The organism is Streptomyces sp. NPDC017676, from assembly GCF_044329325.1.
GTDB lineage: Bacteria > Actinomycetota > Actinomycetes > Streptomycetales > Streptomycetaceae > Streptomyces.
The window spans coordinates 163,176-188,491 of the sequence record NZ_JBIRJA010000003.1 but is presented as its reverse complement, the minus strand read 5'-3'; the positions used below and the strand labels follow the sequence as shown (position 1 = coordinate 188,491).

The window sequence follows — 25,316 nt, the reverse complement described above, 5'->3', positions numbered from 1 at the left end:
ACCGGGAGCGCCACAGCCATGACCCAGCCTTCCCGGGGGGAGACCCCCGGAGCCCCTGTGCAGGACCGACTGACGCACATCGACGAGGCGGGCGCGGCCCGCATGGTCGACGTGTCCGGGAAGGACGTGACCGCGCGCACCGCCCGCGCCAGCGGCCGGGTCCTCGTCGCACCACGCGTGGTCGAGCTGCTGCGCGGCGAGGGCGTGCCCAAGGGGGACGCCCTGGCCACCGCGCGGATCGCCGGGATCATGGGCGCCAAGCGCACCCCGGATCTGATCCCCCTGTGCCACCCGTTGTCGGTGTCCGGTGTGACACTGGACCTGTCGGTCGCGGACGACGCCGTGGAGATCCGGGCCACCGTGAAGACCACGGACCGCACGGGCGTCGAGATGGAGGCCCTCACCGCCGTGACGGTCGCCGCGCTCACCGTGATCGACATGGTCAAGGCGGTCGACAAGGGGGCGGTCATCACGGACGTACGGGTGGAGGAGAAGACGGGCGGCAAGTCGGGCGACTGGAGCAGGGCATGACCTACCGTGCTCTGGTGATCACCGCTTCCAACCGGGCCGCCGCGGGCGTCTACGCGGACAAGGGCGGTCCGCTGGTCGCCGACGGTCTCAGGAGCCTCGGGTTCGACGTCGACGGCCCGCGGGTCGTCCCCGACGGCGACCCCGTGGAAGCGGCCCTGCGCGCGGGCGTCGCCTCCGGGTACGACGTCGTCGTCACCACCGGCGGCACCGGCCTGTCGCCCACCGACCGCACCCCCGAGGCGACCCGCGCGGTGATCGACCACGAGGTGCCGGGCATCGCGGAGGCCGTCCGCGCGTACGGCCGGGAGAAGGTGCCGACCGCCGCGCTGTCCCGGGGCCTGGCCGGAGTGGCCGGGCACACGCTGATCGTCAACCTGCCCGGGTCGACCGGCGGGGTGCGTGACGGCCTCGCCGTGCTGGAGCCCCTGCTGACCCACGCCGTCGACCAGATCCGCGGCGGTGACCACCCGAGACCCGGCGGTACGGGGGGTGCGAGCTGAACAGCCCTTCCTGGCCCGTCGTACTGGCGGACGGCGATGTCGTCCTCCGGCCGATAAAGCTGCGCGACCAGCGGGTCTGGCGCGAGGTGAACCGGCGCAACCGCGACTGGCTGCGCCCGTGGGAGGCGACCATCCCGCCGCCCACGCCGAGCGGACCGATAGCGCACCGGCCGACCTACCGCCAGATGGTCCGGCATCTGCGCTCGGAGGCGAACGCGGGCCGGATGCTGCCGTTCGTCATCGAGTACCAGGGGCAGCTCGTCGGGCAGTTGACGGTCGCCGGGATCACCTGGGGCTCGATGTGCTCGGGGCACGTCGGCTACTGGGTGGACGAGGCGGTGGCCGGGCGCGGGGTGATGCCGACGGCCGTCGCGCTCGTGGTGGACCACTGTTTCCGCACCGTCGGCCTGCACCGCATCGAGGTCTGCATTCGCCCCGAGAACCGGCCGAGCCGGCGGGTCGTGGAGAAACTCGGATTCCGCGAGGAGGGGCTCCGGCCGCGATATCTGCACATCGACGGCGCCTGGCGCGACCATCTCGTCTTCGCGCTCACCGCGGAAGAGGTGCCCGACGGGTTGCTCACGCGGTGGAAGCGGGCCCGCTCTCGCGGGAGCCAGCGCACCGAGAGTCAGTGAATTGAATATGTGTTCGAAAATGATCGGCTGTTGACCGTCTCGGGGCGCTGAATTCCCGGCTGCGGTGGTCCGCTGATCGCAAGGGTCGCAAAAAATGCTGGAAATATGAGCCAGATCGTGCGACACACCGGCCCAATTGGCGGATGGCCTCACGCAAACCCCTCTACGGTGTGAGCGTGAGCAGCAGCGGCCTCATCTACGCAGTCATTGTCGGGGCCTGGGCCGCCTACTTGGTGCCGATGTGGCTCCGTAGGCAGGACGAGCTGAACGAGGCCCGTCCGACGGAACGCTTCAGCACCGCCATCCGGCTGCTGTCCGGACGGGCGGGTATGGAGCGCCGGTACGCCAGGGACCTGCGGGCGCGCTCCGCCCAGGAGGGGGAGCCGGACGCCGTCGATCCGGACGCCGTCACCGACTCGGTGGACGTCCGGGCCTTCGCCGTGCCTCCGACCCGCCGTCAGGTGGCCGCGGAGGACGCGCCCGAGGCGCCCGGCGGCACCGAAGCGGCGAGCGATCACGCCTCCGTCCCGGCGTCCCGGCCCGCCCCCGAGCCCGTGCCCGCGTCCGGCACCCCACCGGCCCAGCAGCGTGAACCGGCAGCACGGAGCGTGCCCTCGGCGCAGTCCGCCGCGGCACGCGCCCGGCGCACGAAGGTACTCGCGCGCCGTCGGCGCACCACCGTGGTGCTCTTCCTCGCCTTCACACTCGGCGCGATCGTCGCCGCCGTCGGCGGCCTCGCCTTCCTCTGGGTGCCCGGCGCGCCCGCCGTGCTGCTCAGCGCGTACATCGCCTATCTGCGGGCGCAGGAGCGCCGCCGGTTCGCCTACCAGATGGACCGGCGCCGTGCCGAAGCCGCCGCCCAGCGCCTGCGCGAGCGCCAGCCACGCCGGCGCGCGTCCCTCGACACCGAACCGGGCGCCGAGGAGCCGGAGGAGGGCCAGACCACCGAGACCGGCACCGGCCTGTCCGCGCTCGCCGCCGACCGGCGCGCCCTCGTCGAGCAGACCGACCACGCCGAGTGGGTCGACCAGCAGCGCGAGCGGCAGCGGCGGCCCGGCCACGGGGACAGCTGGGACCCGGTGCCGGTCCCGCTGCCGACGTACGTGACCGCGCCCGTCGCCCCGCGCGCCACCTCCGACGTGGATCTCGGCGCGCCCGACACCTGGAGCTCGGCGCGGTCCAGCGCGGTCGTGCCGGAGCAGGAGGCGGGCCACGCGCCGGAGAGCGGGGCGCGCGATCCGGAGGCGGCGGCCGGGCAGAAGAAGGGGGACAAGGCCGCGGACGGCCGCCCCCACGCCCGGACCCGCTCGCGCGGCGGGGCTTCCGCCGCGGCCGCCGCCCGCCGGGCACGGGAACGCGGACGCACGCCGCTCTTCGACCAGTACGAGGACGGCGACCGCCCGCGCGCGGCCAACGAGTGACCCGGGTCACCCCGGAAACCCCCGCCCTGACCAGTCAGGGAGCGGATTTCCAAGCACCCCGATCGGGATGCTAAAGTTTCACTCGTTGCAAGGGCCTGTGGCGCAGTCCGGTAGCGCACCTCGTTCGCATCGAGGGGGCCAGGGGTTCAAATCCCCTCAGGTCCACGCAGCTCAAAGCCCCGGTAGGGATCTCCCGACCGGGGCTTTGACATGTCGCGATGCAGCGAAGCACAGCAACCGCACCCGTCGTCGCTTCGCCCCCGCCCGAGAGGCGGGAGCTGCTTCGGCACGACAGGCGGCAGCCGCTTCGGCGCGAGTGATCATGATCACCCTGCTCTCACTCTTCGACGCCAGGCTCCCCGATGCCGGCCAGGAAGGCGTCTGCGAGCCGGATCAACTCTGCCTCGCTCAGTTGCGGTGGGGACCATCCGCGGAGGCGTGCGTGCTCGACGAAACGGTCATCCACCGGCACGTGGTACCGCTCGACGTAATGGGCGAGGTCCGTGTGCCAGAACCACTCGCCATCCGTGAGCAGGTGAAGGCCGCCTATCAGCTCGTTCGTCGGGCTCAGAACGTCGCGGACGGCTGCTCCGCTCGCGGCGAGCAGCGCCCCGGCACGTAGGTGGCGCACGAGGTCCTCCTCGTGCGGATCACCTTCACTCCGCAGCGAGGCGGCCAAGGAAGGCCCACCCGGGCGGCCATGGTCCAGCTCCCGGAAGTCGCCAAGGAAGCGATCGGCGTATACGCGCTGGCTGCTCACCGGCGCCAAGATAGCCGCTCAAGCGACGTGAACAGCCGCCTCGGCGGCGTGGGGCAGCGGCTTCACCGCCCCGGGGTCAGAGCCGCTTGGCGTAGCAGAGGCTCTCCTCGTGGTGCCGGTAGTAGCCGAACTTCGCGCACGGCTCATAGCCGCTGGAGGTGTACAGGGCGATGGCCTCCGGCTGCTTGGTGCCCGTCTCCAGGACCATGCGGACCCGGCCGGCCATGCGGGCGTCCTCCTCCAGGGCCGCGAGCATGCGGCGGGCCAGGCCCCGGCCGCGCATCTCCGCGACGACGAACATCCGCTTCAGTTCCGCGTCGCCGTCCTCGTTGCCCTCCTCGTTGCGGTCCTGGCTGCGCCAGCCGCCGGTGGCCACGGGGCGGTCGCGCTCGTCGTACGCGATCAGGTACACGCCCCGGGGCGGGTCGAAGTCGGCGGCGTCCAGGACCGTTGCATCGCCCCCGTCGCCGTAGCGCTGGTGGTATTCCTCCTGGACCTCGTCATTGAGCTTGACGGCGTCGGGGTGATCGAAGCGAACACGGCGGATATTCATGCTGGGTATCGTACTTCTATGCAGTCGGCGGAGGTCCCCCGGATTTTGCGGACCCCGACCAGTGTGCCGGTATCGTGCCCGGGTGCTGACTGTGACCTCGGTGAACGTGAACGGGCTGCGGGCCGCCGCGAAGAAGGGCTTCGTGGAATGGCTCGCCGGGACGGACGCGGACGTCGTCTGCCTCCAGGAGGTGCGCGCCGAGCCGCACCAGTTGCCCGAGGAGGCCGGCCGGCCCGACGGCTGGCACGTCGTGCACGCCCCGGCCGCCGCCAAGGGCCGCGCGGGCGTCTCCCTCTACACCCGGCGCGAGCCGGACCGGGTGCGGGTCGGCTTCGGCTCCGCCGAGTTCGACGGCAGCGGGCGGTACGTCGAGGCCGAGCTGCCCGGTGTCACCGTCGCCTCCCTCTACCTGCCCTCCGGCGAGGTCGGCACCGAGCGGCAGGACGAGAAGGTCCGCTTCATGGGCGAGTTCCTGGCCCATCTGAAGGAGCTGCGCGAACGGGCCGCCGCCGACGGGCGCGAGGTCCTGGTCTGCGGCGACTGGAACATCGCCCACCGCCAGGCAGACCTCAAGAACTGGCGCGGCAACACCAAGAACTCCGGCTTCCTCCCCGAGGAACGGGACTGGCTCGACCGCGTCTTGGCCCCCCAGGACGGCGGCTACGTCGACGTCGTCCGCGCCCTGCACCCGGACGCGGAGGGGCCGTACACCTGGTGGTCGTACCGGGGGCGGGCTTTCGACAACGATTCAGGCTGGCGCATCGACTACCACGCCGCCACGCCCGGCCTCGCCGGCAAGGCGGTCAAGGGATTCGTCGAGCGCGCGGCCACGCACGCCGAGCGCTGGTCGGACCACGCGCCGGTCACGGTCGTCTACGACCTGTAGGCCCGCTCGTCCGGCCGGCACCGCTCGTCCGGTCAGTCCCGCTTGTTCAGCCGCCGGTCCAGCGCCAGTGAGAGTTCCGCCTCCACCACGCTGCGCGCCAGCGGGCGCAGGCGGCGCAGGTCCTCCTCGGGGCCGTGGCGCAGGATCAGGTCGGTGAAGAGTTCGGCCAGTGCGTCGGCGTGCTCGCGGACGCGGGCGCCGGCCGTCAGGACCTCGGCGAGCGGGATGCCCTCGCGGACCAGCGCGGAGGAGACGTCCAGCAGGCGCCGGCTGATGTGGACGATCTCGTCGCCGTCGGTGCCGAGGTAGCCCAGCTCCAGGGCGGCGGCCAGGTTCTCGGGGGTGACCTCGCCCTCGAAGCGGGCGGCGAGTTCCTCGGGGGTGAGGCGGACCGGCTCCTCCTCGGTGGGGGTGCCGACGCCGAGCAGGTCGGCGACATCGCGGCCCTGGTCGAGGGCGTCCGCGAGTTCCGCGATGCCGTTCAGGGTGTGGCCGCGCTCCAGGAGTGCCGCGATGGTGCGCAGCCGGGCCAGGTGGTGGTCGTCGTACCAGGCGATACGGCCCTCGCGGCGGGGCGGCCCTATGAGCTTGCGTTCGCGGTAGAAGCGAAGGGTGCGCACGGTGATGCCCGCCTGCCGGGCCAGTTCCTCCATGCGGTACTCGCGCCTGACCGTGGGGTGTTCCGCGTCCTCTGCCACGACCGCAGCCTATGGTGTACCGCCGGTAACTTTCCTTCGCCCGCCCCCTACCGCTCAGTAGGCGGCTGCTCTACAGTCCCATTGCGCCAGTGTTCACTGGCAGAGTTCCTAGGCGATGCGTGGAGGCTTCGGGATGGCCGAGCACGAGCATGTACGGGTGGCGGTGATCGGGTCCGGGTTCGGCGGGCTGGGGGCCGCCGTGCGGCTGCGCCGCGAGGGAATCACCGACTTCGTCGTCCTGGAGCGGGCGGACAGCGTCGGGGGCACCTGGCGGGACAACAGTTACCCGGGGTGCGCCTGTGACGTGCCCTCGCACCTGTACTCCTTCTCCTTCGCGCCCCACCCGGACTGGCCGCGCACCTTCTCCGGGCAGCGGCACATCCGCGCCTATCTGGAGCACGTCACCGATCTCTTCGGGCTGCGCCCGCACCTCCGTCTCGACTCCGAGGTCAAGCTGATGACCTGGGACGACGAGCACCTGCGGTGGACCATCGAGACCACGCGCGGCACGCTGACCGCCGATGTCGTCGTCTCCGCCACCGGTCCGCTGTCCGACCCGAAGGTCCCCGACGTCCCCGGCCTGGAATCCTTCCCGGGCAAGGTGTTCCACTCCGCCCGCTGGGACCACGACTACGACCTGCGCGGCAAGCGGGTCGCCGTGGTCGGCACCGGTGCCTCCGCCATCCAGATCGTCCCCGCCATCCAGTCGCAGGTCGGCCGCCTCACCCTCTTCCAGCGCACCCCGCCCTGGGTGCTGCCCCGCGTCGACCGCGCCATCAGCGGCGCCGAGCGCTGGCTGCACCGCCGGCTGCCCGTCACCGCCCAGGTCCGGCGCGGACTGCTGTGGGGCATCCGGGAGCTGCAGGTGCAGGCGTTCACGAAGCGCCCGGACGAGCTCGGCCTGGTCGAACAGCTCGCCAAGCGGAACATGGCCCGCGCGATCAAGGACCCGGCCCTGCGCGCCAAGCTCACCCCGGACTACCGCATCGGCTGCAAGCGGATCCTGCTGTCCAGCGCGTACTACCCGGCGCTGGCCAGGCCGAACGTGGACGTCGTCGCCAGCGGGCTGAGCAAGATCCGCGGGTCCACGCTCGTCGCGGCCGACGGCACCGAGGCCGAGGTCGACGCGATCGTCTTCAGCACCGGCTTCCACGTCACGGACATGCCCATCGCCGAGCGCGTGGTCGGCGCGGAGGGCATCACGCTCGCGGAGTCCTGGAAGAACGGCATGCGGGCGCTGCGCGGCGCCTCGGCGGCCGGGTTCCCGAACTGGATGACGATCATCGGCCCCAACACCGGCCTCGGGAACTCCTCCATGATCCTCATGATCGAGTCCCAGCTCAACTACATGGCGGACTATCTGCGCCAGCTCGACGTCCTGGGCGGCCGTACCGCCCTCGACGCCCGGCCCGCCGCCGTCGACGCCTGGAACGACAGGGTGCAGGAGCGCATGAAGCGGACCGTGTGGAGCACCGGCGGCTGCACCAGCTGGTACCTGGACGCGAGCGGCCGCAACACCACCATCTGGCCCGGTACGACGACCGAGTTCCGGCGCGCCACCCGGCGGGTGGACCTCGCGGAGTACGACGTCCTGCGCAGGCCCGCGGCGGTGTCCGGCCCTGGCGCCGGGCCGGCCGGCCGGAAGAGCGGGGCCGCCGCATGAGCCGGAGCGTCCACGTCACCTCCGGCCCCTACGCCCCGCCCGCCCCGGCCCGTACCCTCACCGCCGTCTCCGCCGACGGCGCGCGGCTGCACGTCGAGGTGCACGGCCCCGAGGACGCGCCACCGGTCGTCCTCGCCCACGGCTGGACCTGCTCGACGGCGTTCTGGGCGGCCCAGATACGGGACCTGGCCGCCGACCACCGGGTGATCGCCTACGACCAGAGGGGGCACGGGCGCAGTCCCGCGAACCCCGCCTGCACCACCGAGGCGCTGGCGGACGATCTCGAAGCGGTGCTCGCACAGACGCTGAGGCCCGGGGAGAAGGCGCTCGTCGTCGGTCACTCCATGGGCGGGATGACGGTCATGGCCGCGGCCGAGCGCCCCCGCTTCCGGGACCACGCCGCCGCCGTCCTGCTGTGCAGCACGGGGAGTTCGCGGCTGGTCGCGCAGGCGCGCGTGGTGCCGTTGCCCGCGGGGCGCGTGCGCACCTGGATCACCGGGCGCGTGCTCGGTTCCCGCGCGCCCCTCGGGCCGGTCACACCGGTCGCGCGGAGCATCCTCAAGTACGCCACGATGGGCGCCGGTTCCGGCCCGCACATGGTGGAGGCGTGCGCGCGGATCGTGCACGCCTGCCCGCGCGCCGCGCGCCACGCGTGGTCGGCCGTTCTCGCCGCGCTCGATCTCGACCACGGCGTACGGCGGTTGAGCGTGCCCACCGCGGTGCTGCACGGCGCGTCCGACCGGCTCACGCCTCCGGTGCACGCCCGGGCGCTGGTCGCCGCGCTGCCGCACTGCGTCGGCCTCACCGAGCTGCCCGGCGTCGGCCACATGACCCCGGTCGAGGTCCCGGAGCCGGTGACCGCCCGCATCCGGGAACTCGTCGGCACGTATGTCACGGGGGCTGTCCCCGAGCACGGTTCCACCCCCGCGCAGATCAAGGAGGGCGCATGAGCAGGGTCAGCCTCGAAGGGCAGGTCGCCGTCGTCACGGGAGCGGCGCGCGGCGTCGGTGAGCTGCTGGCGCGCAAACTGTCCGCGCGCGGCGCGAAGGTGGCGCTGGTCGGGCTGGAGGAGGAGGCGCTGAAGGAGGTCTCCGGGCGGCTGCACAGCGACAGCGCCCACTGGTACGCCGACGTCACCGACCACGAGACGATGAGCCGGGTCGCCGAGGAGGTGAAGGCGCGGTTCGGGAAGGTCGACATCGTGGTCGCCAACGCCGGTGTGGCGACGGGCGGTCCGTTCGCCGACTCCGATCCGCAGGCGTGGCGGCGGGTGATCGAGGTGAACCTCATCGGTTCGGCGGTGACCGCGCGGGCGTTCCTGCCGGTGCTCGTGGAGAGCCGCGGCTATCTGCTCCAGATCGCCTCGCTGGCGGCGATCACACCCGCGCCGATGATGACGGCGTACTGCGCGTCGAAGTCGGGCGTGGAGGCGTACGCGCACAGTCTGCGCGCCGAGGTCGGCTACCAGGGCGTCCGCGTCGGCGTCGGGTATCTGTCCTGGACCGACACCGACATGGTGCGCGGCGCCGACCAGGACGACGTCATGCGGGAGCTGCGGCAGCGGCTGCCGTGGCCGTCCAACAAGACCTACCCGCTGGGTCCCGCCGTGGACCGGCTCGTGGAAGGCATCGAGCGGCGCTCGGCGCACGTGTACGGGCAGTGGTGGCTGCGCGGCATGCAGGGCGTGCGCGGATATCTGCCGGGGCTCATCGGGACGGTCGGGCAGCGCGAGATGAAGCGGTTCGCGCCCCGCCTGAAGGGCATGCGTTCCGGGCTCGTCGGCGCAGGTGGGGCGGCTGACGAGGCGGCCCGCGCTACGCACCGTAACTGATCGACATGCAGGGCGTGTTCGCCCGTGTGAATCTGGTCGAGGCCCCACCGACGGGGCCGGACCCCCACTCATCACGGGAGTGAACCCACATGGGTATGAAGGACCAGTTCCAGGAGAAGTCCCGCCAGGCCAAGGAGAAGATGGACCAGGGCCGCGAGAAGGCCGGCCAGCGCGGTCCGCAGCAGGGCCGCCAGGGCCAGCAGCAGGGCCGTCAGGGCCAGCAGCCGCCGGAGCGGGGCGGTCAGAACCACCGTGACATCGAGGACACGGAGCAGCAGATGGAGGACCGGTTCGACCGGGACTACGACGCCTGACCGCTGCTCGGCCTCGGCCTGTTGACGTGGGGTGCCCTTCTTACGGGAGGGCACCCTGCGTTGGCCTCCGGGGTGGTTCGGTGGTGGCGTCGGCTGCCGGGGCGTCGCGGCTTGTCGCGCAGTTCCCCGCGCCCCCGAGCAGCACGTCCCTTGGCGCGTCCCCTGGCGTCAAGTCGCCCTCGGAGGCAGTTTCGGGCGGGACCTGTTCGGGACGTCGCTGTAGGTCGGGGGGATCGCCGCCGGGTTGGACTCCAGGAGCTCCAGGGCGAGTTCGACCGCGTCGGCGAGCTGGGCGTGGCGGCCCTCCGCCCAGTCCAGGGGGGTGCGCAGGATCTCCAGGTCGGGGGCGACGCCGTGGTTCTCCACGGACCAGCCGTAGGCGTCGAACCAGGCCGCGTTCATCGGCACGGTGATGACCGTGCCGTCGCCGAGGCGGTGCCGGCCGGTCATGCCGACCACTCCGCCCCAGGTGCGCTGGCCGACGACCGGGCCGAGCTTCAGCAGCTTGAAGGCGGCGGTGATCATGTCGCCGTCGGAGGACGTCGCCTCGTCGGCCAGGGCGACCACGGGCCCGCGCGGGGCGTTCGAGGTGTACGACACCGGTTCCGCGTCCCGGGTCAGGTCCCAGCCCAGGATCGTCCGGGTCAGCTTCTCGATGACGAGTTCGCTGATGTGCCCGCCCGCGTTGCCGCGCACGTCCACGATCAGCGCGGGCCGCGACACCTCCATGCGCAGGTCGCGGTTGAACTGGGCCCAGCCGGAGCCGCCCATGTCGGGGATGTGCAGGTAGCCGCACTTGCCGCCGCTCAACTCGCGGACGACCTCGCGGCGTTTGGCCACCCAGTCCTGGTAGCGCAGCGGCCGCTCGTCGACGAGCGGGACGACCGCGACCCGGCGGGTGTGCCCGGTCTCGTCCTCGGACGGGATGAACGTCAGCTCCACCGTCGTACCGCCCGAGCCGGCCAGCAGCGGATACGGGCCCGTCACCGGGTGCACCGGGCGGCCGTCGACATGGGTGAGCACGGCGCCCTCGCGGATGCCCGTGCCGGCCAGCGGTGAGCGGGCCTTGGAGTCGGAGGAGTCGCCGGACAGGATGCGCTTGACCACCCAGCGGCCGTCCCGGCGGACGAAGTTGGCGCCGAGGAGGCCCTGCCAGCGCTGGTAGTGCGGCGGGCCCTCGTTGCGGCGGGCGGCGGTGACGTAGGCGTGCGAGGTGCCCAGCTCACCGAGGACCTCGCGGAGCAGGTCGGCGAACTCGTCGGGGGACGCGACCCGTTCGACCAGCGGACGGTACTGGTCCAGCACCGCGCCCCAGTCGATGCCGCACATGCCCGGCTCCCAGAAGTAGGCGCGGATCAGACGGCCCGCCTCGTCGTAGGCCTGGCGCCATTCGGCGGGCGGGTCGGCCTGGTGCAGGATGCGGCGTACGTCGATCCAGACGGTCGAGTCCGCGTCGCCGACCTCCGTCGACGGCACCGCCCGCAGGTCGCCCTCGTCCACGACGACCAGCCGGGTGCCGTCGCCGCTCACCGTGAACCAGTCGAGGTGGTCGACGAGTTCGGACTTCTTCGCCTTGGCGATGTTGAAGTACTCCAGGGTCGGGCGTCCGCTGATGTCGGCGGGATTGACGAAGGTCTCGCCGAGCGCGCCGGAGATCGGCCAGCGCAGCCAGACCAGACCGCCGCCCGCGACCGGGTACAGCCCGGAGTACTTGGAGGCGATCACCGGGAACGGGGTGACCCGGTCCGCCAGCCCCTCCACCTCGACCGTCACCGTGCCGGCCTCGCCGGTCTCCTCGTCCTCCAGCGGGTCGAGCCCGCCGGCGGCCGGGCGGCCCTCGGGGCTCAGGGCGAACGGGGAGGGGGTCGCCGAGGAGAGCGGGACCAGGTACGGGCGGCAGCCGAGCGGGAAGGACAGGTCGCCGGTGTGCACGTCGTAGACCGGGTCGAAGCCGCGCCAGGACAGGAAGGCGAGGTAGCGGCCGTCGCGGGTGAAGACCGGGTTCTCGTCCTCGAAGCGGCCGTTCGTCACGTCCACGACCAGCCGGTCCTTGATGCGGGCCAGCTTGATCTTGCGCAGGGAGCGGCCGACGCCGGGGTGCGACCAGGTGAGCCAGGAGCCGTCGGGGGAGAAGGCGAGGTCGCGGACGGGGCCGTTGACGGACCGGATCAGCTCGGTGATCCCGGTGCCCGCCCCGGCCGCCCCTTCCTCCGGCTCCGCCGCCGCTCCCTCCTCCGGCACGTCGATCAGCAGCAGCCGCCCGTCGTGCGAGGCCACGGCCAGGCGCTCGCCCTCGGGGTCGCAGGCGATCTCCAGGACCCGGCCCAGCGCGCCGGAGGCCAGTCGCCGGGGCGCGCGGTCGCCGGTGGCGCGGGGCAGCTGGGCGATCTCGACGGCGTCCTCGCCCTCGGCGTCGGTGACGTACGCGACCTGCCCGGTGGAGCCCAGCATCTCCGGCAGCCGTACCCGGACGCCGGGCGTGTCGGTGATCGTACGGGCGGGGCCGTCGCGGTGGGTGAGCCAGTACAGGCTGCCGCGGACGACGACCGCGCTGGCCCGGCCGGTCTCGTCCACGGAGATGCCGTCGATGTTCTGTGCGGCCGGCACCTGGTAGCGGCGGCGGCCGGTGCGCGGTCCGGCGAGCCGGATGTCGAGCTTGCGCGGCACGCCGCCCGGCGAGAAGTCGTCCACCAGCCACAGGTCGCCCGCGCACTGGTAGACCACCCGGTCGCCGTCGCCGGCGGCGTGCCGGGCGTAGAAGGCGTCGTGGTCGGTGTGCCGGCGCAGGTCGGTGCCGTCGTAGGCGCAGGAGTAGAGGTTGCCGACGCCCTCGTGGTCGGAGAGGAAGGCGATCCGGCCGGCGACGAACATGGGGGAGGCCAGATGGCCTTCGAGGTCCGGCAGCAGGCGCTGCCCGTGCAGCCACAGGCGGCCCATGGCGCCGCCGCGGTACCGCTTCCAGGAGGCCGGTTCGTGCGGCGGGGTGCCGGTGAGCAGCAGGGTCCTGTGTTCGCCGGCGAGGTCGGCGCACTGGATGTCGGCGACCGGGCCCCAGGGCAGCCGCCCGCCCGGGTCGCCGTCGGCGGGGACCTTGTAGGCCCAGGTGAAGTGGGAGAAGGGCTGGCCGTGGGAGGCCACGGCCAGGATGTCGCCGTCCGGGGTCCAGCCGCAGACCTGGGTGTCGGCGCTGCCCCAGTACGTCAGCTGGCGTCCGGGGCCGCCGTCGACATCGACGAGGTGGATCTCGGGGACGAGGCTGTGCCAGGTCGTGTAGGCGATCCGGCGGCCGTCGGGAGAGAAGCGCGGGTGGCCGGTCTTGGTGCGGTCCGCGGTGAGCCGCCAGGCGCGGCCCGGGGCGTCGAGGGGGGCCAGCCAGAGGTCGTCCTCCGCGACGAAGCACAGCAGGTCACCGCTGAGGTGGGGAAGGCGCAGATAGCTCACCTCCCCATGCTTTTCCGGTCACACGGCGCGGGCAACTTATGGGGTCCGCGCCGCCCCGTTCCTTACGGGCCCTTCACCTCCGTGACCCAACACACGTACGAAACGGTTTCGTTTCGCTGCTGCACGGGGTATCTTCGTGGATGTACGAAGAAGAAGCTCCGGAGCGGGAAGGTGACGGGCATGACCGAAGCAGTCGCGGCGACACGTCGTAGCCGGATCACGCCCGAGCGAGAGGCCGAGCTGTACGAGGCCGTGCTCGACCTGCTCCGCGAGGTCGGCTACGACGCCCTCACCATGGACGCCGTGGCCGCCCGCACCCGGTCCAGCAAGGCCACGCTCTACCGCCAGTGGGGCGGCAAGGCCGAACTGGTGGCCAAGGCCGTGCGTCACAACAAGCCGGGCCGGGTCGGCGACGTCGACACCGGCTCCCTCAAGGGCGACCTGCACGCGCTCACCCTGCGTGCGGACGACTGCGAGATGGAACAGAGCTCCGCGCTGATGCGGGGCCTGGCCATGGCGGTGCACGGCAACCCGGACCTTCTCAAGGCGTTCCGGGAGCACCTCATCGAGCCGGAGATGGCGGAGTTCCGCCGCGTGCTGCAACGGGCGGTCGACCGGGGCGAGATCCGTGCGGACAACCCCGCGATCAGATTCGCGATGCACATGATGATCGGCGCGTTCGCCGCCCGCACCATGATCGACGAGCAGCCGCCGACGCAGGACTTCCTCCTCTCGTACATCGACGCCGTGGTCCTCCCCGCCTTCGGCGTCACCGCGAGCTGACGCTCTTCCCCAGCAAGCCCACCACCTGACGTCACCGCTCACGTCGTCGGGCTGATCATCCCTGCCCAGCTGAACCCAACGACTGACCGGGAGTACGCCTCCGTGGCCACGTTCCTCTACAAACTCGGCCGCCTCGCCTTCCGGCGACGGCACTTCGTCGCCCTCATATGGGTCGCGCTGCTCACCCTCGCCGGGGTGGGCGCCGCCTCCGCGCCGGCCGCCGGCAACACGTCCTTCTCCATCCCCGGTACCGAGGCCCAGAAGGCCTTCGACCTGCTGGAACAGCGCTTCCCCGGGATGAGCGCCGACGGCGCCACCGCCCGGGTCGTCTTCAAGGCCCCCAAGGGCGAGAAGATGACGGACGCCGTCAACAAGGCGACCGTCGAGAAGACCGTCAAGGAGCTGCGCAGCGGCTCCGAGGTCGCCTCCGTCGCCGACCCCTACACCGGGCACGCCGTCAGCAAGAACGGCACCATCGCCTACGCCTCGGTGAAGTACGACGTCTCCGGCATGGAGCTGGAGGACTCCTCGAAGGACGCCCTGAAGGACGCGGCTCAGGACGCACGGGACGCCGGCCTCACCGTCGAGATCGGCGGTGACGCGCTGAGCGCGACCCCCGAGACCGGCTCCAGCGAGATCATCGGCATCGCGGTCGCCGCGGTCGTCCTGGTCATCACCTTCGGCTCGCTGCTCGCGGCCGGGTTCCCGCTGCTCACCGCCATCATCGGGGTCGGCATCGGCGTGTCGGCGATCACCGCGCTCGCCAGCGCCCTGGACCTGGGCTCCACCACCTCCACCCTCGCCTCGATGATCGGCCTCGCCGTCGGCATCGACTACGCCCTCTTCATCGTCTCCCGCTACCGCGCCGAACTCGCCGAGGGCCGCGAGCGCGAGGACGCGGCCGGACGCGCCGTCGGCACGGCGGGCTCGGCGGTCGTCTTCGCCGGCCTCACCGTCGTCATCGCCCTGGTCGGCCTGTCCGTCGTCAACATCCCGATGCTGACGAAGATGGGCATCGCCGCGGCGGGCACGGTCGCCATCGCCGTCCTCATCGCGCTGACCATGATCCCGGCACTGCTCGGCTACGCCGGCCGCAGGATCAAGCCGGCCGGCCAGAAGAGCAAGCTGCTCGGCGGCGGCCGTACGCCGGAGAAGCCGGGCCGCCCCAACATGGGCACCCGCTGGGCCAGCTTCGTCGTCCGCCGCCCGGTCGCCGTCCTGCTGCTCGGTGTGCTCGGCCTCGGCGCGGCGGCGATCCCGGCCGCCTCTCTGGAACTGGGCCTGCCCGACGACGGCTCCCAGCCGACCTCCACCACCCAGCGCCGCGCCTACGACCTGCTCTCCGAGGGCTTCGGTCCCGGCTTCAACGGCCCGCTGATGATCGTCGTCGACGCCAAGGACAGCGCCGACCCCAAGGCCGCGTTCGCCGAGGTCGGCGACGAGATCAAGGGCCTGAAGGACGTCGTCACCGTCACCCCGGCCACGCCCAACAAGGCCGGCGACACCGCGACGATCACGGTCGTCCCCGACTCCAAGCCGTCCTCGACCACCACCGAGGACCTGGTGCACGCCATCCGCGACAAGGGCGCGGACATCGCCCGGGAGACCGACTCCAAGGTCCTGGTCACCGGCTCGACGGCGATGAACATCGACGTCTCGCAGAAGCTGAACGACGCGCTCCTGCCCTATCTGGCCCTGGTGGTCGGCCTGGCCTTCCTCCTGCTGATCGTGGTCTTCCGCTCGATCCTGGTCCCGCTGAAGGCGGCGCTCGGCTTCCTGCTCAGCGTGATGGCGGCCCTCGGCGCCGTGGTCGCGGTCTTCCAGTGGGGCTGGCTGTCGGACCTGATGAACGTCGAGGAGACCGGCCCGGTCATGTCGATGATGCCGATCTTCATGGTGGGCGTCGTCTTCGGCCTCGCGATGGACTACGAGGTCTTCCTCGTGACCCGCATGCGGGAGGCGTACGTCCACGGCGAGAAGCCCAGCCAGGCGGTGGTGACGGGCTTCAAGCACGGCGCCCGGGTCGTGACCGCCGCCGCCGTCATCATGATGGCCGTCTTCTCCGGCTTCATCGGCTCCAGCGAGTCGATGGTCAAGATGATCGGCTTCGGCCTCGCCATCGCCGTCTTCTTCGACGCGTTCCTCGTCCGCATGGCCATCGTCCCGGCGGTCCTCGCCCTGCTCGGCAAGCGGGCCTGGTGGCTGCCGAAGTGGCTGGACCGCGCGCTGCCCAACGTGGACGTGGAGGGCGAGGGCCTGCGCGCCCGCACCGACCCCGAGGAGGAGAAGGAGCTGGTACGCGCCTGACGTACCGCTCCTGACACAGAGCCGCCGGTGAGGGTGCCCGTGGGGACGGGGCTGCACCCTCACCGGCTTTCTGCTGTCACCGTCACCGCCCGGCGCCCGCCCGGCCGGAATGCGTTTCGTCCGGCACGCGGCGACCCGCTAGCGTGCGCGTATGACGACGACCGCTCATCCTCGTTTCGCCGCCGCCGTGGAGGAGTCGGGACTGGGGGAGTTGCTGACCCGGGTCCGGAGCTTCCCCGAGGCGACCCGGACCGCCGCCGAGGCCGCCGCCGCCATCGGGTGCGAGCTGAGCCAGATCTGCAAGTCGCTGGTCTTCGCCGCCGACGGGGTGCCGGTGCTGGTGCTCATGGACGGGGCCTCGCGGGTGGATGTCGAGCGGGTGCGGCAGGAGCTGGGGGCCGGGAAGGTCACCCGGGCCGACGCCGGGCTCGTGCGCGAGACCACCGGGTACGCCATCGGCGGGGTGCCGCCCTTCGGACACCGCACGCGCACGCGTGTCCTCGCCGACCGTTCGCTGCTCGCCCACGACGTGCTGTGGGCGGCGGCCGGCACGCCGTACACCGTCTTCCCGATCGAGCCGAAGGAACTCGTCGCCCACGCGGGCGCCACCCTGGTGGACGTGCGCGAGCAGCGCGCGTGACGCCACTGGTCGCGACGGCCGTGCTGCTCGCCGCCGTCACGCACGCCAGCTGGAACGCCATCGCGCACCGCATCACCGACAAGCTCGTCGGCTTCGCCCTGATCTCCGGCGGCGGGCTGCTGATCGGGCTCGCGGCGACACCGTTCACCGCGTTCCCGGCGAGCCCCGCATGGCCGTACCTGTTCGCCTCGGCCGCCGTGCACATCGCCTACTACGCGCTGCTGATGACCTCCTTCCGGCTGGGCGACTTCGGGCAGGCGTACCCCATCGCGCGCGGCAGCGCCCCGCTCGTGGTCACCGTGCTCGCCGCCGTCTTCGCGCACGAGGTGCCCGGCGCCTGGGCGAGCGCCGGCATCGCCGTGTCCTGCCTGGGGCTGAGCGGGGTCGGGCTGTGGGGGCTGCGCGGGAAGCGGCCCGACTGGGCGGCGATCGGCGCGGCCCTCGCGACCGGCCTGACCATCGCCGCGTACACCGTCATCGACGGCATGGGCGTACGGGCCTCGGGCACGTCCCTCGGCTACATCGCCTGGCTCATGGCCGTCCAGGGGGCGGTGCTGCCCGCCTTCCTGTACGCACGCGCGCGTGCCGGCACGGTCCGGCTGCTCCGGCCGTACGCCGCCCTGGGGTTCCTCGGCGCCGCGCTGTCGGTCGCCGCGTACGGCCTGGTGCTGTGGGCCCAGACCCGGGCCGCGCTCGCCCCTGTCGCCGCCCTGCGCGAGTCGTCCATCATCGTCGGCGCGGCCATCGGCGCGCTGTTCTTCAAGGAGCGCTTCGGGGCGCCCCGGATCGCGGCGGCGGGCCTGGTGGTCTTGGGGATCGGGCTGATGCTGCGGGCCGGTTAGCGCGGCGGCGCCGACATGACGGGCCGGGGTGCCGTGGCGCACCCTGGAAGCAGCGGTTTTCGGAGGTGGTCGTCATGATGCACACCGCTGTGGGATGGCACATCGAGATGGAGTTCATGGAGGACGATCAGCACACGCGCGCGGCGGCGCTGGTGCGCTTGCCCGACGGTTCCGAGGTGCGGGCCCACGGCCGTGCCAGCCGGCACAACGTCGACGCGAACCAGCCCCGGGTCGGCGAGGAGATCGCCGGTGCCCGCGCCCTCAACGAACTCGCCATGCAACTGCTGACCAAGGCCCACGAGGAGATCGACCAGGCGTCCGGACGGACCTCGCACCCGATCCACGTGTGACACGCGCCGGCGTGCGCCGAGGGCGCGCGGTTCAGGCGAGCGCCGTGCGGACCGCTCGTACCAGCGCCTGCGCCCTCGGGTCCGCCGTCACGCTCTGCCGGAAACCGTTGGTGACGTAGCCGAAGGCGATGCCGGTGTCCGGGTCGGCGAAACCGAGCGCGCCGCCGCGTCCGGGATGGCCGAAGGAGCCCGGGGTGAGCAGCGGGGACGCGGCGCCGTGCAGCATGTGGCCGAGGCCGAAGCGGGTGCCCACCACCAGGACCCGGTCCGGTCCGGCGGACTGCTCCGTGCGGGCCAGCTCCGTGGTCCGCGGGGTGAACAGCCGGGTCCCGCCGTCGACCTCGCCGATGAGCGAGGCGTAGAAGCGGGCCAGTCCGTCGGCCGTGGCGATGCCGTTGGAGGCGGGCAGGGAGGCGGCGCGGTAGCCGGGGTCGTTCTCGTCGGGGAGCGGGGTGATCGCGGCGAACGCGCGGCGGGTCAGCGAGTCCGGGTCGGCGTAGGCCTCGGCCACCGCCCGCTTGGGGCGGGTCTTCAGGCCGCCCGCGGTCTCGGGCGCGTCCACCGGGCCGACACGGCCCACGCGCGCCTGCTCCGATGCCGACAGGCCGAGCCAGAGGTCCGCGCCGGCCGGCCGGGCTATCTCGTCCGCGATCCAGTCGCCGGCCGGGCGGCCGGTGACCCGGCGGAGCAGTTCGCCGGTGAGCCAGCTGTAGGTCTGGGCGTGGTAGCCGTGGTCCGTGCCCGGCTCCCACACCGGCGCCTGCGCGGCGACGGCGGCGGCGCCCAGGTCGGGGTCGGCGGCCTCGGCCGGGGTCAGCGGCCGGTCCAGCACGGGCACGCCCGCGCGGTGCGCGAGCAGGTCCCGCACGCGCGTGTGCTCCTTGCCGGCCGCCTTGTACTCCGGCCAGTACGTGCCGACCGGGGCGTCCAGGTCCAGTTCGCCGCGCTGGTGCAGGAGCAGCAGCGCGGCCGCGGCGACGCCCTTGGTGGCGGAGCGCACGATCTGCGCGGTCCCGGGCTGCCAGGGAGCCGTCCCGTTCACGTCCCGGGTGCCGGCCCACAGGTTCACCACCCGGTGTCCGTCCCGGTAGACGGCGACGGCCGCTCCGCGCTCGCCGAGCAGCGTGAAGTTCGCTGCGAACGCCTCCCTGACCGGCTCGAAGCCCTCGGCCACAGTGCCGTTCACGTCCACGCCCGCCGCCCCTTCCGCTCGTCCGTCTCCTGCGACAGTGGGTGGAACACGGGGTGGACGCCTGCGATTCCTCGGTGGGATCAGCCCAACAGAATCGTTACGTCGATGTTGCCGCGTGTCGCGTTCGAGTAGGGGCACACCTCGTGCGCGGCGTCCACCAGCCGGGCCGCCACCTGGGCGTCCAGCACCGGCAGGGAGACGCTGAGGGCGACCGCGAGGCCGTAGCCGCGGTGCTTGTTCGGGCCGATGCCGACCTTCGCGGCCACGGTGGAGCCGGTCAGGTCGTAGCCCTCGCGGTTGCCCACCATGATCAGCGCGTTGTGGAAGCAGGAGCTGTACCCGGCCGCGAACAGCTGCTCCGGGTTGGTGCCGTTGCCGTCGCCGCCCAGCGCCGGAGGCATTGCGACCCTCAGCTCGATCTGCCCGTCCTGGCTGGTGACATGGCCCTCCCGGCCGCCGTGGGCGGTGGCCTCGGCGACGTACATGATCTTCGTCGGACGCGTGTCGACAGCGGTGCCCTCGGTCATGGCCGGCCTCCCCCGGAACAAGTGGCGCACAAGTACATCGTGCACAAGGTACTGGCCGGTAGGTCAGGGGGGTCCGGCAGGGGTGCGCAACCGCGGGTAACGCGTGCTCGGTGCCGGACCGGTGCCGGCCCGCCGGGGAATCAGTACGGGCCCGCCGGGGAATCAATACCGGCCCGCCGCCGCCATCAGTACCGGTCCGCCGCCGCGTCGGCGCGCTCGGTCAGTCTCCACAACTCCTCGCGCAACCGCGCGATCTCCTGGGGGCCGAGCCCCGTGGTCGTGAGCAGCGCGCCGGGTACGCGCGCCGCGCGCTCCCGGAGTTCCTCGCCGCGCCCGGTGCACGCGACCAGCACCGAGCGCTCGTCGTCCGCCGCACGCTCCCTGCGCACCAGGCCCGCCCCCTCCAGCCGCTTCAGCAACGGCGAGACGGTGCCGTAGTCCAGCCGCAGGGCGTGCGCCAGCTCCTTCACGCTGGTCTCGCCGCGCTCCCACAGCACCAGCAGCACCAGATACTGCGGATAGGTGAGCCCGAGGTCCTCCAGCAGCGGGCGGTACGCGGCGGTCACGGCCCGCTGGGCGGCGTACAGCGCGAAGCACAACTGGTCGTCGAGCAGCAGCGAGCCGTCGACGGCAGGGTCCTCGTTCGTCACGCGCCCATTGTCACGGACTTCGGATCGAAGCCGAACGGCAGCTCCAGCCGGTGCGCCCGCATCAGCTCCTCGTCGGACAGCAGCGCGCCGGTCGGGCCGTCCGCCGCGATCACGCCGTCGCTGAGGATGAGGGAGCGCGGGCACAGCTCCAGGGCGTACGGCAGGTCGTGCGTGACCATGAGGACCGTGACGTCCAGGGAGCGCAGGATGTCGGCGAGTTCGCGGCGCGAGGCCGGGTCCAGGTTGGAGGAGGGCTCGTCCAGGACCAGGATCTCCGGCTCCATGGCGAGCACGGTGGCCACCGCGACCCGGCGGCGCTGCCCGAAGGAGAGGTGGTGCGGCGGCCGGTCGGCGAACTCCCGCATCCCGACCCGCTCCAGCGCGGTGTGCACCCGATCCTCCAGCGCGGCCCCCTTGATACCGGCGGCGGCCGGACCGAACGCCACGTCCTCCCGCACGGTCGGCATGAACAGCTGGTCGTCCGGGTCCTGGAAGACGATGCCGACCTTCTGCCGGATCGCGGCCATGTGCTGCTTGGACACCGGAAGCCCGGCCACGGTCACCGTGCCGGTGCCGCCCCCCAGGATGCCGTTGAGGTGCAGCACCAGGGTCGTCTTGCCGGCGCCGTTCGGGCCGAGGAGCGCGACCCGCTCGCCGCGCGCGATCGAGAAGTCCACCCCGAACAGGGCCTGGTGTCCGTCCGGGTAGGCGAAGGCGAGGCCGGAGACCTCCAGAGAAGCAGTCACGGGAACCATCACAGCATCCATCCCAGCAGGCAGACGACGAGGGCGGCGCAGGGCAGTGCCAGGGCGTGCCGCCACTGCGCGCCGGACGCGGTCACCTCGTCGATGACCGGCATCGAACCGGCGTACCCCCGGCTCACCATGGCGAGGTGCACGCGCTCCCCGCGCTCGTAGGAACGGATGAACAGCGCGCCGGCGGACTTGGCGAGCACCCCCCAGTGCCGGACGCCCTTCGCCTCGAAGCCACGCGACTCACGGGCGATCCGCATCCGGCGCATCTCGTCGGTGATGACGTCGCCGTAGCGGATCATGAAGGAGGCGATCTGGACGAGCAGCGGTGGCAGCTTCAGCCGTTGCAGCCCGAGCAGGAGTTCGCGCAGCTCGGTGGTGGCCGCCAGCAGCACGGAGGCGGCGACACCCAGGGTGCCCTTGGCGAGCACGTTCCAGGCGCCCCACAGCCCGTTCACGCTGAGCGAGAGCCCGAGCACGTGCACTCGCTCGCCCTCCGCCACGAACGGCATGAGCACGGCGAACGCGACGAACGGCACCTCGATCAGCAGCCGTCCGAGCAGGAAACGTGCGGGCACGCGCGCGGTGTACGCGACGACCGCGAGCAGCACGGCGTACACCCCGAACGCCCACATCGCCTCGCGCGGGGTCGACACGACGACCACCACGAACAGGAACGCGGCGGCCAGTTTGGTGTGCGGCGGCAGACCGTGCACGGGCGAGTGCCCGTGCCGGTACAGCCGGTGCGCGTGTCCCGCCCCCACGTCAGACGCCGGTGTTCACGGGAGAGACGTCGTCGCTGCGGCGCCTGCGCAGCACCCAGAACACCGCGCTGCCGGCGACGACCGTGACGCCGACGCCGATCACGCCCGCGAGGCCGCCGGACAGGCGGGCGTCGGAGATGTCCTTGACGCCGTAGTCGGCGAGCGGGGAGTCGGCCGTGGCGTGCTCCTTCGCCTTCTTGTCGATCCCCTTGTCGTGCGCGACCTTCTCCAGGCCGTCGGGGTTCGCGGAGGCGTAGAAGCTGACGAAGCCGGCGAGGACGAGGGAGGTGACGAGACCGGTCACCCACAGCGTGCGCCGCGAGGTGCGCGCCGCCACGGGCGCCGTGGGAGCGGGCGCGTCCACCAGCGCGCCGTTCACCCGCAACTGGAGCCTCTGCCGCAGGCCGCGGGCGCCGTACACCAGGTCCGGGCGCACGGCGATGACCGCGCCGACCGTCAGCGCGGTGATGACCGCCTCGCCGACGCCGATCAGCACATGGACGCCGATCATCGCGGTGGCGACCTTGCCGATGGAGACGTCGGTGGTGCCACCCACCGCGTAGATCAGGGTGAAGGCGACCGCGGCGGCCGGCACGGAGACCAGCGCGGCGACGAAGGAGGCCACGGTCACCGAGCGCCGCTTGCGGGGCAGCACGGCGAGCAGGCCGCGGAAGACGGCGTAGGAGACGACCGTGGTGACGATCGCCATGTCGGTGATGTTCACGCCGAGCGCGGTCAGCCCGCCGTCGGCGAACAGCACGCCCTGCATCAGCAGCACGACCGACACGCACAGGACCGCCGTGTAGGGCCCGACGAGTATCGCGGCCAGTGCTCCGCCCAGGAGGTGGCCGCTGGTCCCGGCCGCGACCGGGAAGTTGAGCATCTGCACGGCGAAGATGAACGCCGCCACCAGACCCGCCAGCGGGGCGGTCCGCTCGTCGAGCTCACGGCGGGCGCCGCGCAGGCTCACCGCGAGGGCGCCCGCGGCGACCACTCCGGTGACCGCGGAGGTCGGGGCGTCGATGAATCCGTCAGGTACATGCACCGTACGATTTTAGGCCCTTGTTGCGAACCTTTTGCAAGAGAGACCGAGTCTCGTCTCCCACCGGGGCGCGATCCGGAAAATGTGCGACTCTTGAGAGAAAGCGGATGCACGGCTTTCGCATACGTCACGGTGCGTGAGAGGGCGGTCCGATGTCTGTGGTCGAACAGTACGCGCGCGCTCATATCGTCACGGACGAGGAGGACCCGGGGGCCGTACCCGTCGTGCTGCGGTACGACCCGGACACCGATCCCCGCTCCGTCCGGGTCGGGCTTCCCGGACCGCACGAGTGGACCTTCTCCCGCGCGCTCCTCGAACGGGGACTGCGGGCGCCCGCAGAGAGCGGCGACGTCCGCGTGTGGCCCTGCGGGCGCGTCCAGGCGGTGGTCGAGTTCCACACCGACGACGGGGTCGAAGTGGTGCAGTTCGAGTCGAAGACCCTGGTGCGGTTCCTGCGCCGCACCTACACCGTCGAGCCCGTACGGAGCTGACCGGGGCCGGGCGGGGCCGGTCAGCTCCCGAGCTTCAGCAGCTTCGCCACGATCGGGCCGGCCGTGTCACCGCCGTGCCCGCCCGCCTGGACCACGCCGGCGGCGGCGAGGTCGCCCCGGTAGGCGGTGAACCAGCCGTTCGGCTTCTTCTGCCCGTCGACCTCCGCCGAGCCGGTCTTCGCGCCGTAGTCCGGGCCGAGCCCCGACATCGCCTCGGCGGCCGTGCCGTACGCGGCCGTGTACCGCATCAGCTCGCGGAGCTGGGACAGGGTCTTCGGCGACAGGGTGCGCGAGGCGGTGGCCAGCGTGCGGTGGTCCACGGACGGCGAGACCAGGTACGGCTGGTGGAAGCTGCCCGACTTCACGGTCGCCGCCACGGACGCCATGTTCAGCGGGTTCATGCGCACCCCGCCCTGCCCGATCAGCGAGGCCGCCATCTGCGCCGCCGACTGCACCGGCACCGAGCCGTCGAAGGTGGGCACGCCGATCGCCCAGTTGTTCATGGACAGCCCGAAGACCTGCTGGGCCTGCTTGGTCAGGTCGTCGTTCTTCAGCTTCTTCGCCTGGCTGATGAAGGCCGTGTTGCAGGACCGGGCGAAGCTCGCCTTGAACGTGCCGCCCTTGATCTCGAAGTCGTCGTCGTTGTGGAACTTCCAGCCGCCGTAGGTGAACGTCTTGGGGCAGGGGTGCGGCTTGTCCACCGACGCCAGGCCCTTGTCGATCAGCAGCGACGACGTGATGACCTTCATCGTGGAGCCGGGCGCGAGGGAGCCCTGGAAGGCGGTGTTGAAGCCGTGGCCGCTGTTGGCGACCGCCAGGATCTCACCGGTCGAGGGCCGCAGCGCGACCACCGAGGCACGCGCGCGCCCCGCGACCTGCTGCTCGGCGGCGGCCTGGAGGGCGGGGCTGAGCGTCGTCCTCACGGTGCCCGGGGTGCCCTTGCTCAGCTCGACCAGCGTCTTGTCGGACAGCTTGGCGTCCTTGGCCGCCTTGCCGCGCACCACGCGCAGTTCGACGCCGGCCGTGCCGCCCGCCTTCTTGCCGTACTTCTCCCGCAGCCCGTCCAGCACCGTGCCGAGGGACGGGTACTTGGCGGTCGTGATCTCGCCGCCGTCGCGGTCCAGCGCCTTGACCGGCGGGGTGCCGGACGCGCCGGTCACGAGCGTGTCGCCGTCCCGCAGCTCCGGGTGGACCACGGCGGAGTGCCAGTCGACCAGCGGCTCGCCGTCGCTCGCCCGGCGCACGACGGTGAGCGAACTGCTGTAGGCCAGCGGCTTGCTGAGGCCCCGGTAGGCCACCGTCGCCTTCACGGAGAACGGCACCTCGGCGCCCTTCGCCGTCCCCGGCGTGAGCGTGACGTCCTTCAGGTGGGCGTCCTTGGTGTAGCCGGTGAGGGCCTTCCCGGCGGCGGCGGGGTCGTCGGTGGCGTCCGCCGCCCGGTCGGTCCTGCCCTGCTGCCAGGCGGTCAGGAAGCGGGTGGAGGCGGTGCGGATCTCGGTGGCGGCGAGCGGGCCGGTCCTGACGGCCCGGTGGCCGGCCGTGGCGGCGGACCGCTCGTCGGCCGCGGCACCGCCGTCGTACAGCGCGTAGACGCCGAACCCGGCACCGCCGACCACCACGGCGATCATCCCGCCGAGTACGGCGGGTCGGGTCTTCCGTCGCTCGGCGACGCGCCTTCTCTTGCCCACAGCCTCAGTTCCTCCGCACCTTTCCCAGGGTCCCCGCAGCCCTCACATTCCCCAA

General features: G+C 72.3%; 26 protein-coding genes and 1 tRNA gene. 16 read left to right on the top strand and 11 right to left on the bottom strand.

Going from position 1 to position 25,316, the window contains the following annotated elements; translation table 11 throughout:
* Positions 1–18: 18 nt before the first annotated feature.
* The 5 genes from moaC (at position 19) to ACH4LD_RS08465 (ending at position 3,252) form a co-directional block, all read left to right on the top strand.
* Positions 19–531, top strand: coding sequence for a cyclic pyranopterin monophosphate synthase MoaC (gene moaC / locus ACH4LD_RS08485; protein WP_103809876.1), 513 nt, complete (start codon positions 19–21; stop codon positions 529–531).
* The gene (locus ACH4LD_RS08480; protein ID WP_132785282.1) at positions 528–1,031 is read left to right on the top strand and encodes a MogA/MoaB family molybdenum cofactor biosynthesis protein; all 504 of its coding nucleotides are present in this window, start codon (positions 528–530) and stop codon (positions 1,029–1,031) included. Before moaC ends, ACH4LD_RS08480 begins: the two co-directional genes overlap by 4 nt.
* A complete protein-coding gene (locus tag ACH4LD_RS08475; RefSeq protein WP_132785281.1) occupies positions 1,028–1,666 on the top strand; it encodes a GNAT family N-acetyltransferase in 639 nt (212 codons plus the stop codon). The genes ACH4LD_RS08480 and ACH4LD_RS08475 overlap by 4 nt, the downstream gene beginning before the upstream one ends.
* Before the next feature lie 176 nt (positions 1,667–1,842).
* Entirely contained in the window at positions 1,843–3,087 is a 1,245-nt protein-coding gene (gene glpR, locus ACH4LD_RS08470) for a gephyrin-like molybdotransferase receptor GlpR (protein ID WP_398055458.1), read from the top strand.
* Positions 3,088–3,178: 91 nt separating this feature from the next.
* Positions 3,179–3,252, top strand: a tRNA-Ala gene (locus ACH4LD_RS08465).
* A 172-nt stretch (positions 3,253–3,424) separates the two neighbouring features.
* On the opposite strand, the gene ACH4LD_RS08460 is transcribed toward ACH4LD_RS08465, so the two are convergent.
* Entirely contained in the window at positions 3,425–3,847 is a 423-nt protein-coding gene (locus ACH4LD_RS08460; RefSeq protein ID WP_398055457.1) for a hypothetical protein, read from the bottom strand.
* 76 nt (positions 3,848–3,923) lie between these two features.
* Positions 3,924–4,400 carry a GNAT family N-acetyltransferase gene (locus tag ACH4LD_RS08455; protein WP_103809879.1) on the bottom strand — a complete coding sequence of 159 codons (477 nt, stop codon included), beginning with the start codon at positions 4,398–4,400 and terminating at the stop codon, positions 3,924–3,926.
* Between the two features lie 82 nt (positions 4,401–4,482).
* Here ACH4LD_RS08455 and ACH4LD_RS08450 point away from each other — a divergent pair, with 82 nt between their 5' ends.
* Complete coding sequence (locus tag ACH4LD_RS08450; protein WP_398055456.1) at positions 4,483–5,286, top strand: exodeoxyribonuclease III; 804 nt, start codon at positions 4,483–4,485, stop codon at positions 5,284–5,286.
* Positions 5,287–5,318: 32 nt separating this feature from the next.
* Here the strand turns inward: ACH4LD_RS08450 and ACH4LD_RS08445 are convergent, their stop codons facing one another.
* Positions 5,319–5,939, bottom strand: coding sequence for a MerR family transcriptional regulator (locus ACH4LD_RS08445; RefSeq protein WP_398055660.1), 621 nt, complete (start codon positions 5,937–5,939; stop codon positions 5,319–5,321).
* Positions 5,940–6,117: 178 nt separating this feature from the next.
* Between ACH4LD_RS08445 and ACH4LD_RS08440 the strand changes: the two genes are divergently transcribed.
* From ACH4LD_RS08440 to ACH4LD_RS08425, 4 genes are all read left to right on the top strand, one after another.
* On the top strand, positions 6,118–7,647 hold the full coding sequence (locus ACH4LD_RS08440; RefSeq protein WP_398055455.1) for a flavin-containing monooxygenase: 1,530 nt from the start codon (positions 6,118–6,120) through the stop codon (positions 7,645–7,647).
* Positions 7,644–8,597 carry an alpha/beta fold hydrolase gene (locus tag ACH4LD_RS08435; protein ID WP_398055454.1) on the top strand — a complete coding sequence of 318 codons (954 nt, stop codon included), beginning with the start codon at positions 7,644–7,646 and terminating at the stop codon, positions 8,595–8,597. Before ACH4LD_RS08440 ends, ACH4LD_RS08435 begins: the two co-directional genes overlap by 4 nt.
* Positions 8,594–9,478: an SDR family oxidoreductase gene (locus tag ACH4LD_RS08430; protein WP_132785275.1), complete on the top strand. Its 885-nt coding sequence runs from the start codon at positions 8,594–8,596 to the stop codon at positions 9,476–9,478. Before ACH4LD_RS08435 ends, ACH4LD_RS08430 begins: the two co-directional genes overlap by 4 nt.
* 89 nt (positions 9,479–9,567) lie before the next feature.
* Positions 9,568–9,792 carry a hypothetical protein gene (locus ACH4LD_RS08425; RefSeq protein WP_103809884.1) on the top strand — a complete coding sequence of 75 codons (225 nt, stop codon included), beginning with the start codon at positions 9,568–9,570 and terminating at the stop codon, positions 9,790–9,792.
* Positions 9,793–9,960: 168 nt separating this feature from the next.
* On the opposite strand, the gene ACH4LD_RS08420 is transcribed toward ACH4LD_RS08425, so the two are convergent.
* Positions 9,961–13,233: a S41 family peptidase gene (locus ACH4LD_RS08420; RefSeq protein ID WP_398055453.1), complete on the bottom strand. Its 3,273-nt coding sequence runs from the start codon at positions 13,231–13,233 to the stop codon at positions 9,961–9,963.
* Positions 13,234–13,413: 180 nt separating this feature from the next.
* On the opposite strand from ACH4LD_RS08420, the gene ACH4LD_RS08415 reads away from it, so the two are divergent.
* From ACH4LD_RS08415 to ACH4LD_RS08395, 5 genes are all read left to right on the top strand, one after another.
* Positions 13,414–14,016, top strand: coding sequence for a TetR/AcrR family transcriptional regulator (locus tag ACH4LD_RS08415; protein WP_398055452.1), 603 nt, complete (start codon positions 13,414–13,416; stop codon positions 14,014–14,016).
* A 102-nt stretch (positions 14,017–14,118) separates the two neighbouring features.
* Positions 14,119–16,323: an MMPL family transporter gene (locus tag ACH4LD_RS08410; protein ID WP_398055451.1), complete on the top strand. Its 2,205-nt coding sequence runs from the start codon at positions 14,119–14,121 to the stop codon at positions 16,321–16,323.
* A gap of 151 nt (positions 16,324–16,474) precedes the next feature.
* Positions 16,475–16,963, top strand: a complete 489-nt coding sequence (locus ACH4LD_RS08405) for a YbaK/EbsC family protein (RefSeq protein ID WP_398055450.1) — start codon at positions 16,475–16,477, stop codon at positions 16,961–16,963.
* Entirely contained in the window at positions 16,960–17,805 is an 846-nt protein-coding gene (locus tag ACH4LD_RS08400; RefSeq protein ID WP_398055449.1) for an EamA family transporter, read from the top strand. Before ACH4LD_RS08405 ends, ACH4LD_RS08400 begins: the two co-directional genes overlap by 4 nt.
* 74 nt (positions 17,806–17,879) lie before the next feature.
* Positions 17,880–18,155 carry a DUF1876 domain-containing protein gene (locus ACH4LD_RS08395; RefSeq protein WP_014673231.1) on the top strand — a complete coding sequence of 92 codons (276 nt, stop codon included), beginning with the start codon at positions 17,880–17,882 and terminating at the stop codon, positions 18,153–18,155.
* 31 nt (positions 18,156–18,186) lie between these two features.
* On the opposite strand, the gene ACH4LD_RS08390 is transcribed toward ACH4LD_RS08395, so the two are convergent.
* From ACH4LD_RS08390 to ACH4LD_RS08365, 6 genes are all read right to left on the bottom strand, one after another.
* Complete coding sequence (locus tag ACH4LD_RS08390; RefSeq protein ID WP_398055448.1) at positions 18,187–19,347, bottom strand: serine hydrolase domain-containing protein; 1,161 nt, start codon at positions 19,345–19,347, stop codon at positions 18,187–18,189.
* Positions 19,348–19,427: 80 nt separating this feature from the next.
* Positions 19,428–19,874 carry an organic hydroperoxide resistance protein gene (locus ACH4LD_RS08385; protein ID WP_132785268.1) on the bottom strand — a complete coding sequence of 149 codons (447 nt, stop codon included), beginning with the start codon at positions 19,872–19,874 and terminating at the stop codon, positions 19,428–19,430.
* Positions 19,875–20,059: 185 nt separating this feature from the next.
* Positions 20,060–20,524 carry a MarR family transcriptional regulator gene (locus ACH4LD_RS08380; protein WP_132785267.1) on the bottom strand — a complete coding sequence of 155 codons (465 nt, stop codon included), beginning with the start codon at positions 20,522–20,524 and terminating at the stop codon, positions 20,060–20,062.
* Positions 20,521–21,279, bottom strand: coding sequence for an energy-coupling factor ABC transporter ATP-binding protein (locus ACH4LD_RS08375; RefSeq protein WP_398055447.1), 759 nt, complete (start codon positions 21,277–21,279; stop codon positions 20,521–20,523). The genes ACH4LD_RS08380 and ACH4LD_RS08375 overlap by 4 nt, the downstream gene beginning before the upstream one ends.
* On the bottom strand, positions 21,279–22,040 hold the full coding sequence (gene cbiQ, locus ACH4LD_RS08370; RefSeq protein ID WP_398055446.1) for a cobalt ECF transporter T component CbiQ: 762 nt from the start codon (positions 22,038–22,040) through the stop codon (positions 21,279–21,281). The genes ACH4LD_RS08375 and cbiQ overlap by 1 nt, the downstream gene beginning before the upstream one ends.
* A 1-nt stretch (position 22,041) precedes the next feature.
* A complete protein-coding gene (locus ACH4LD_RS08365; protein WP_132785265.1) occupies positions 22,042–23,085 on the bottom strand; it encodes an energy-coupling factor ABC transporter permease in 1,044 nt (347 codons plus the stop codon).
* Positions 23,086–23,234: 149 nt separating this feature from the next.
* Here ACH4LD_RS08365 and ACH4LD_RS08360 point away from each other — a divergent pair, with 149 nt between their 5' ends.
* Positions 23,235–23,573, top strand: coding sequence for an SsgA family sporulation/cell division regulator (locus tag ACH4LD_RS08360; RefSeq protein ID WP_103809895.1), 339 nt, complete (start codon positions 23,235–23,237; stop codon positions 23,571–23,573).
* 20 nt (positions 23,574–23,593) lie between these two features.
* Here ACH4LD_RS08360 and ACH4LD_RS08355 read toward each other — a convergent pair whose 3' ends face one another.
* On the bottom strand, positions 23,594–25,261 hold the full coding sequence (locus ACH4LD_RS08355) for a penicillin-binding transpeptidase domain-containing protein (protein WP_398055445.1): 1,668 nt from the start codon (positions 25,259–25,261) through the stop codon (positions 23,594–23,596).
* Positions 25,262–25,316 lie beyond the last annotated feature (55 nt).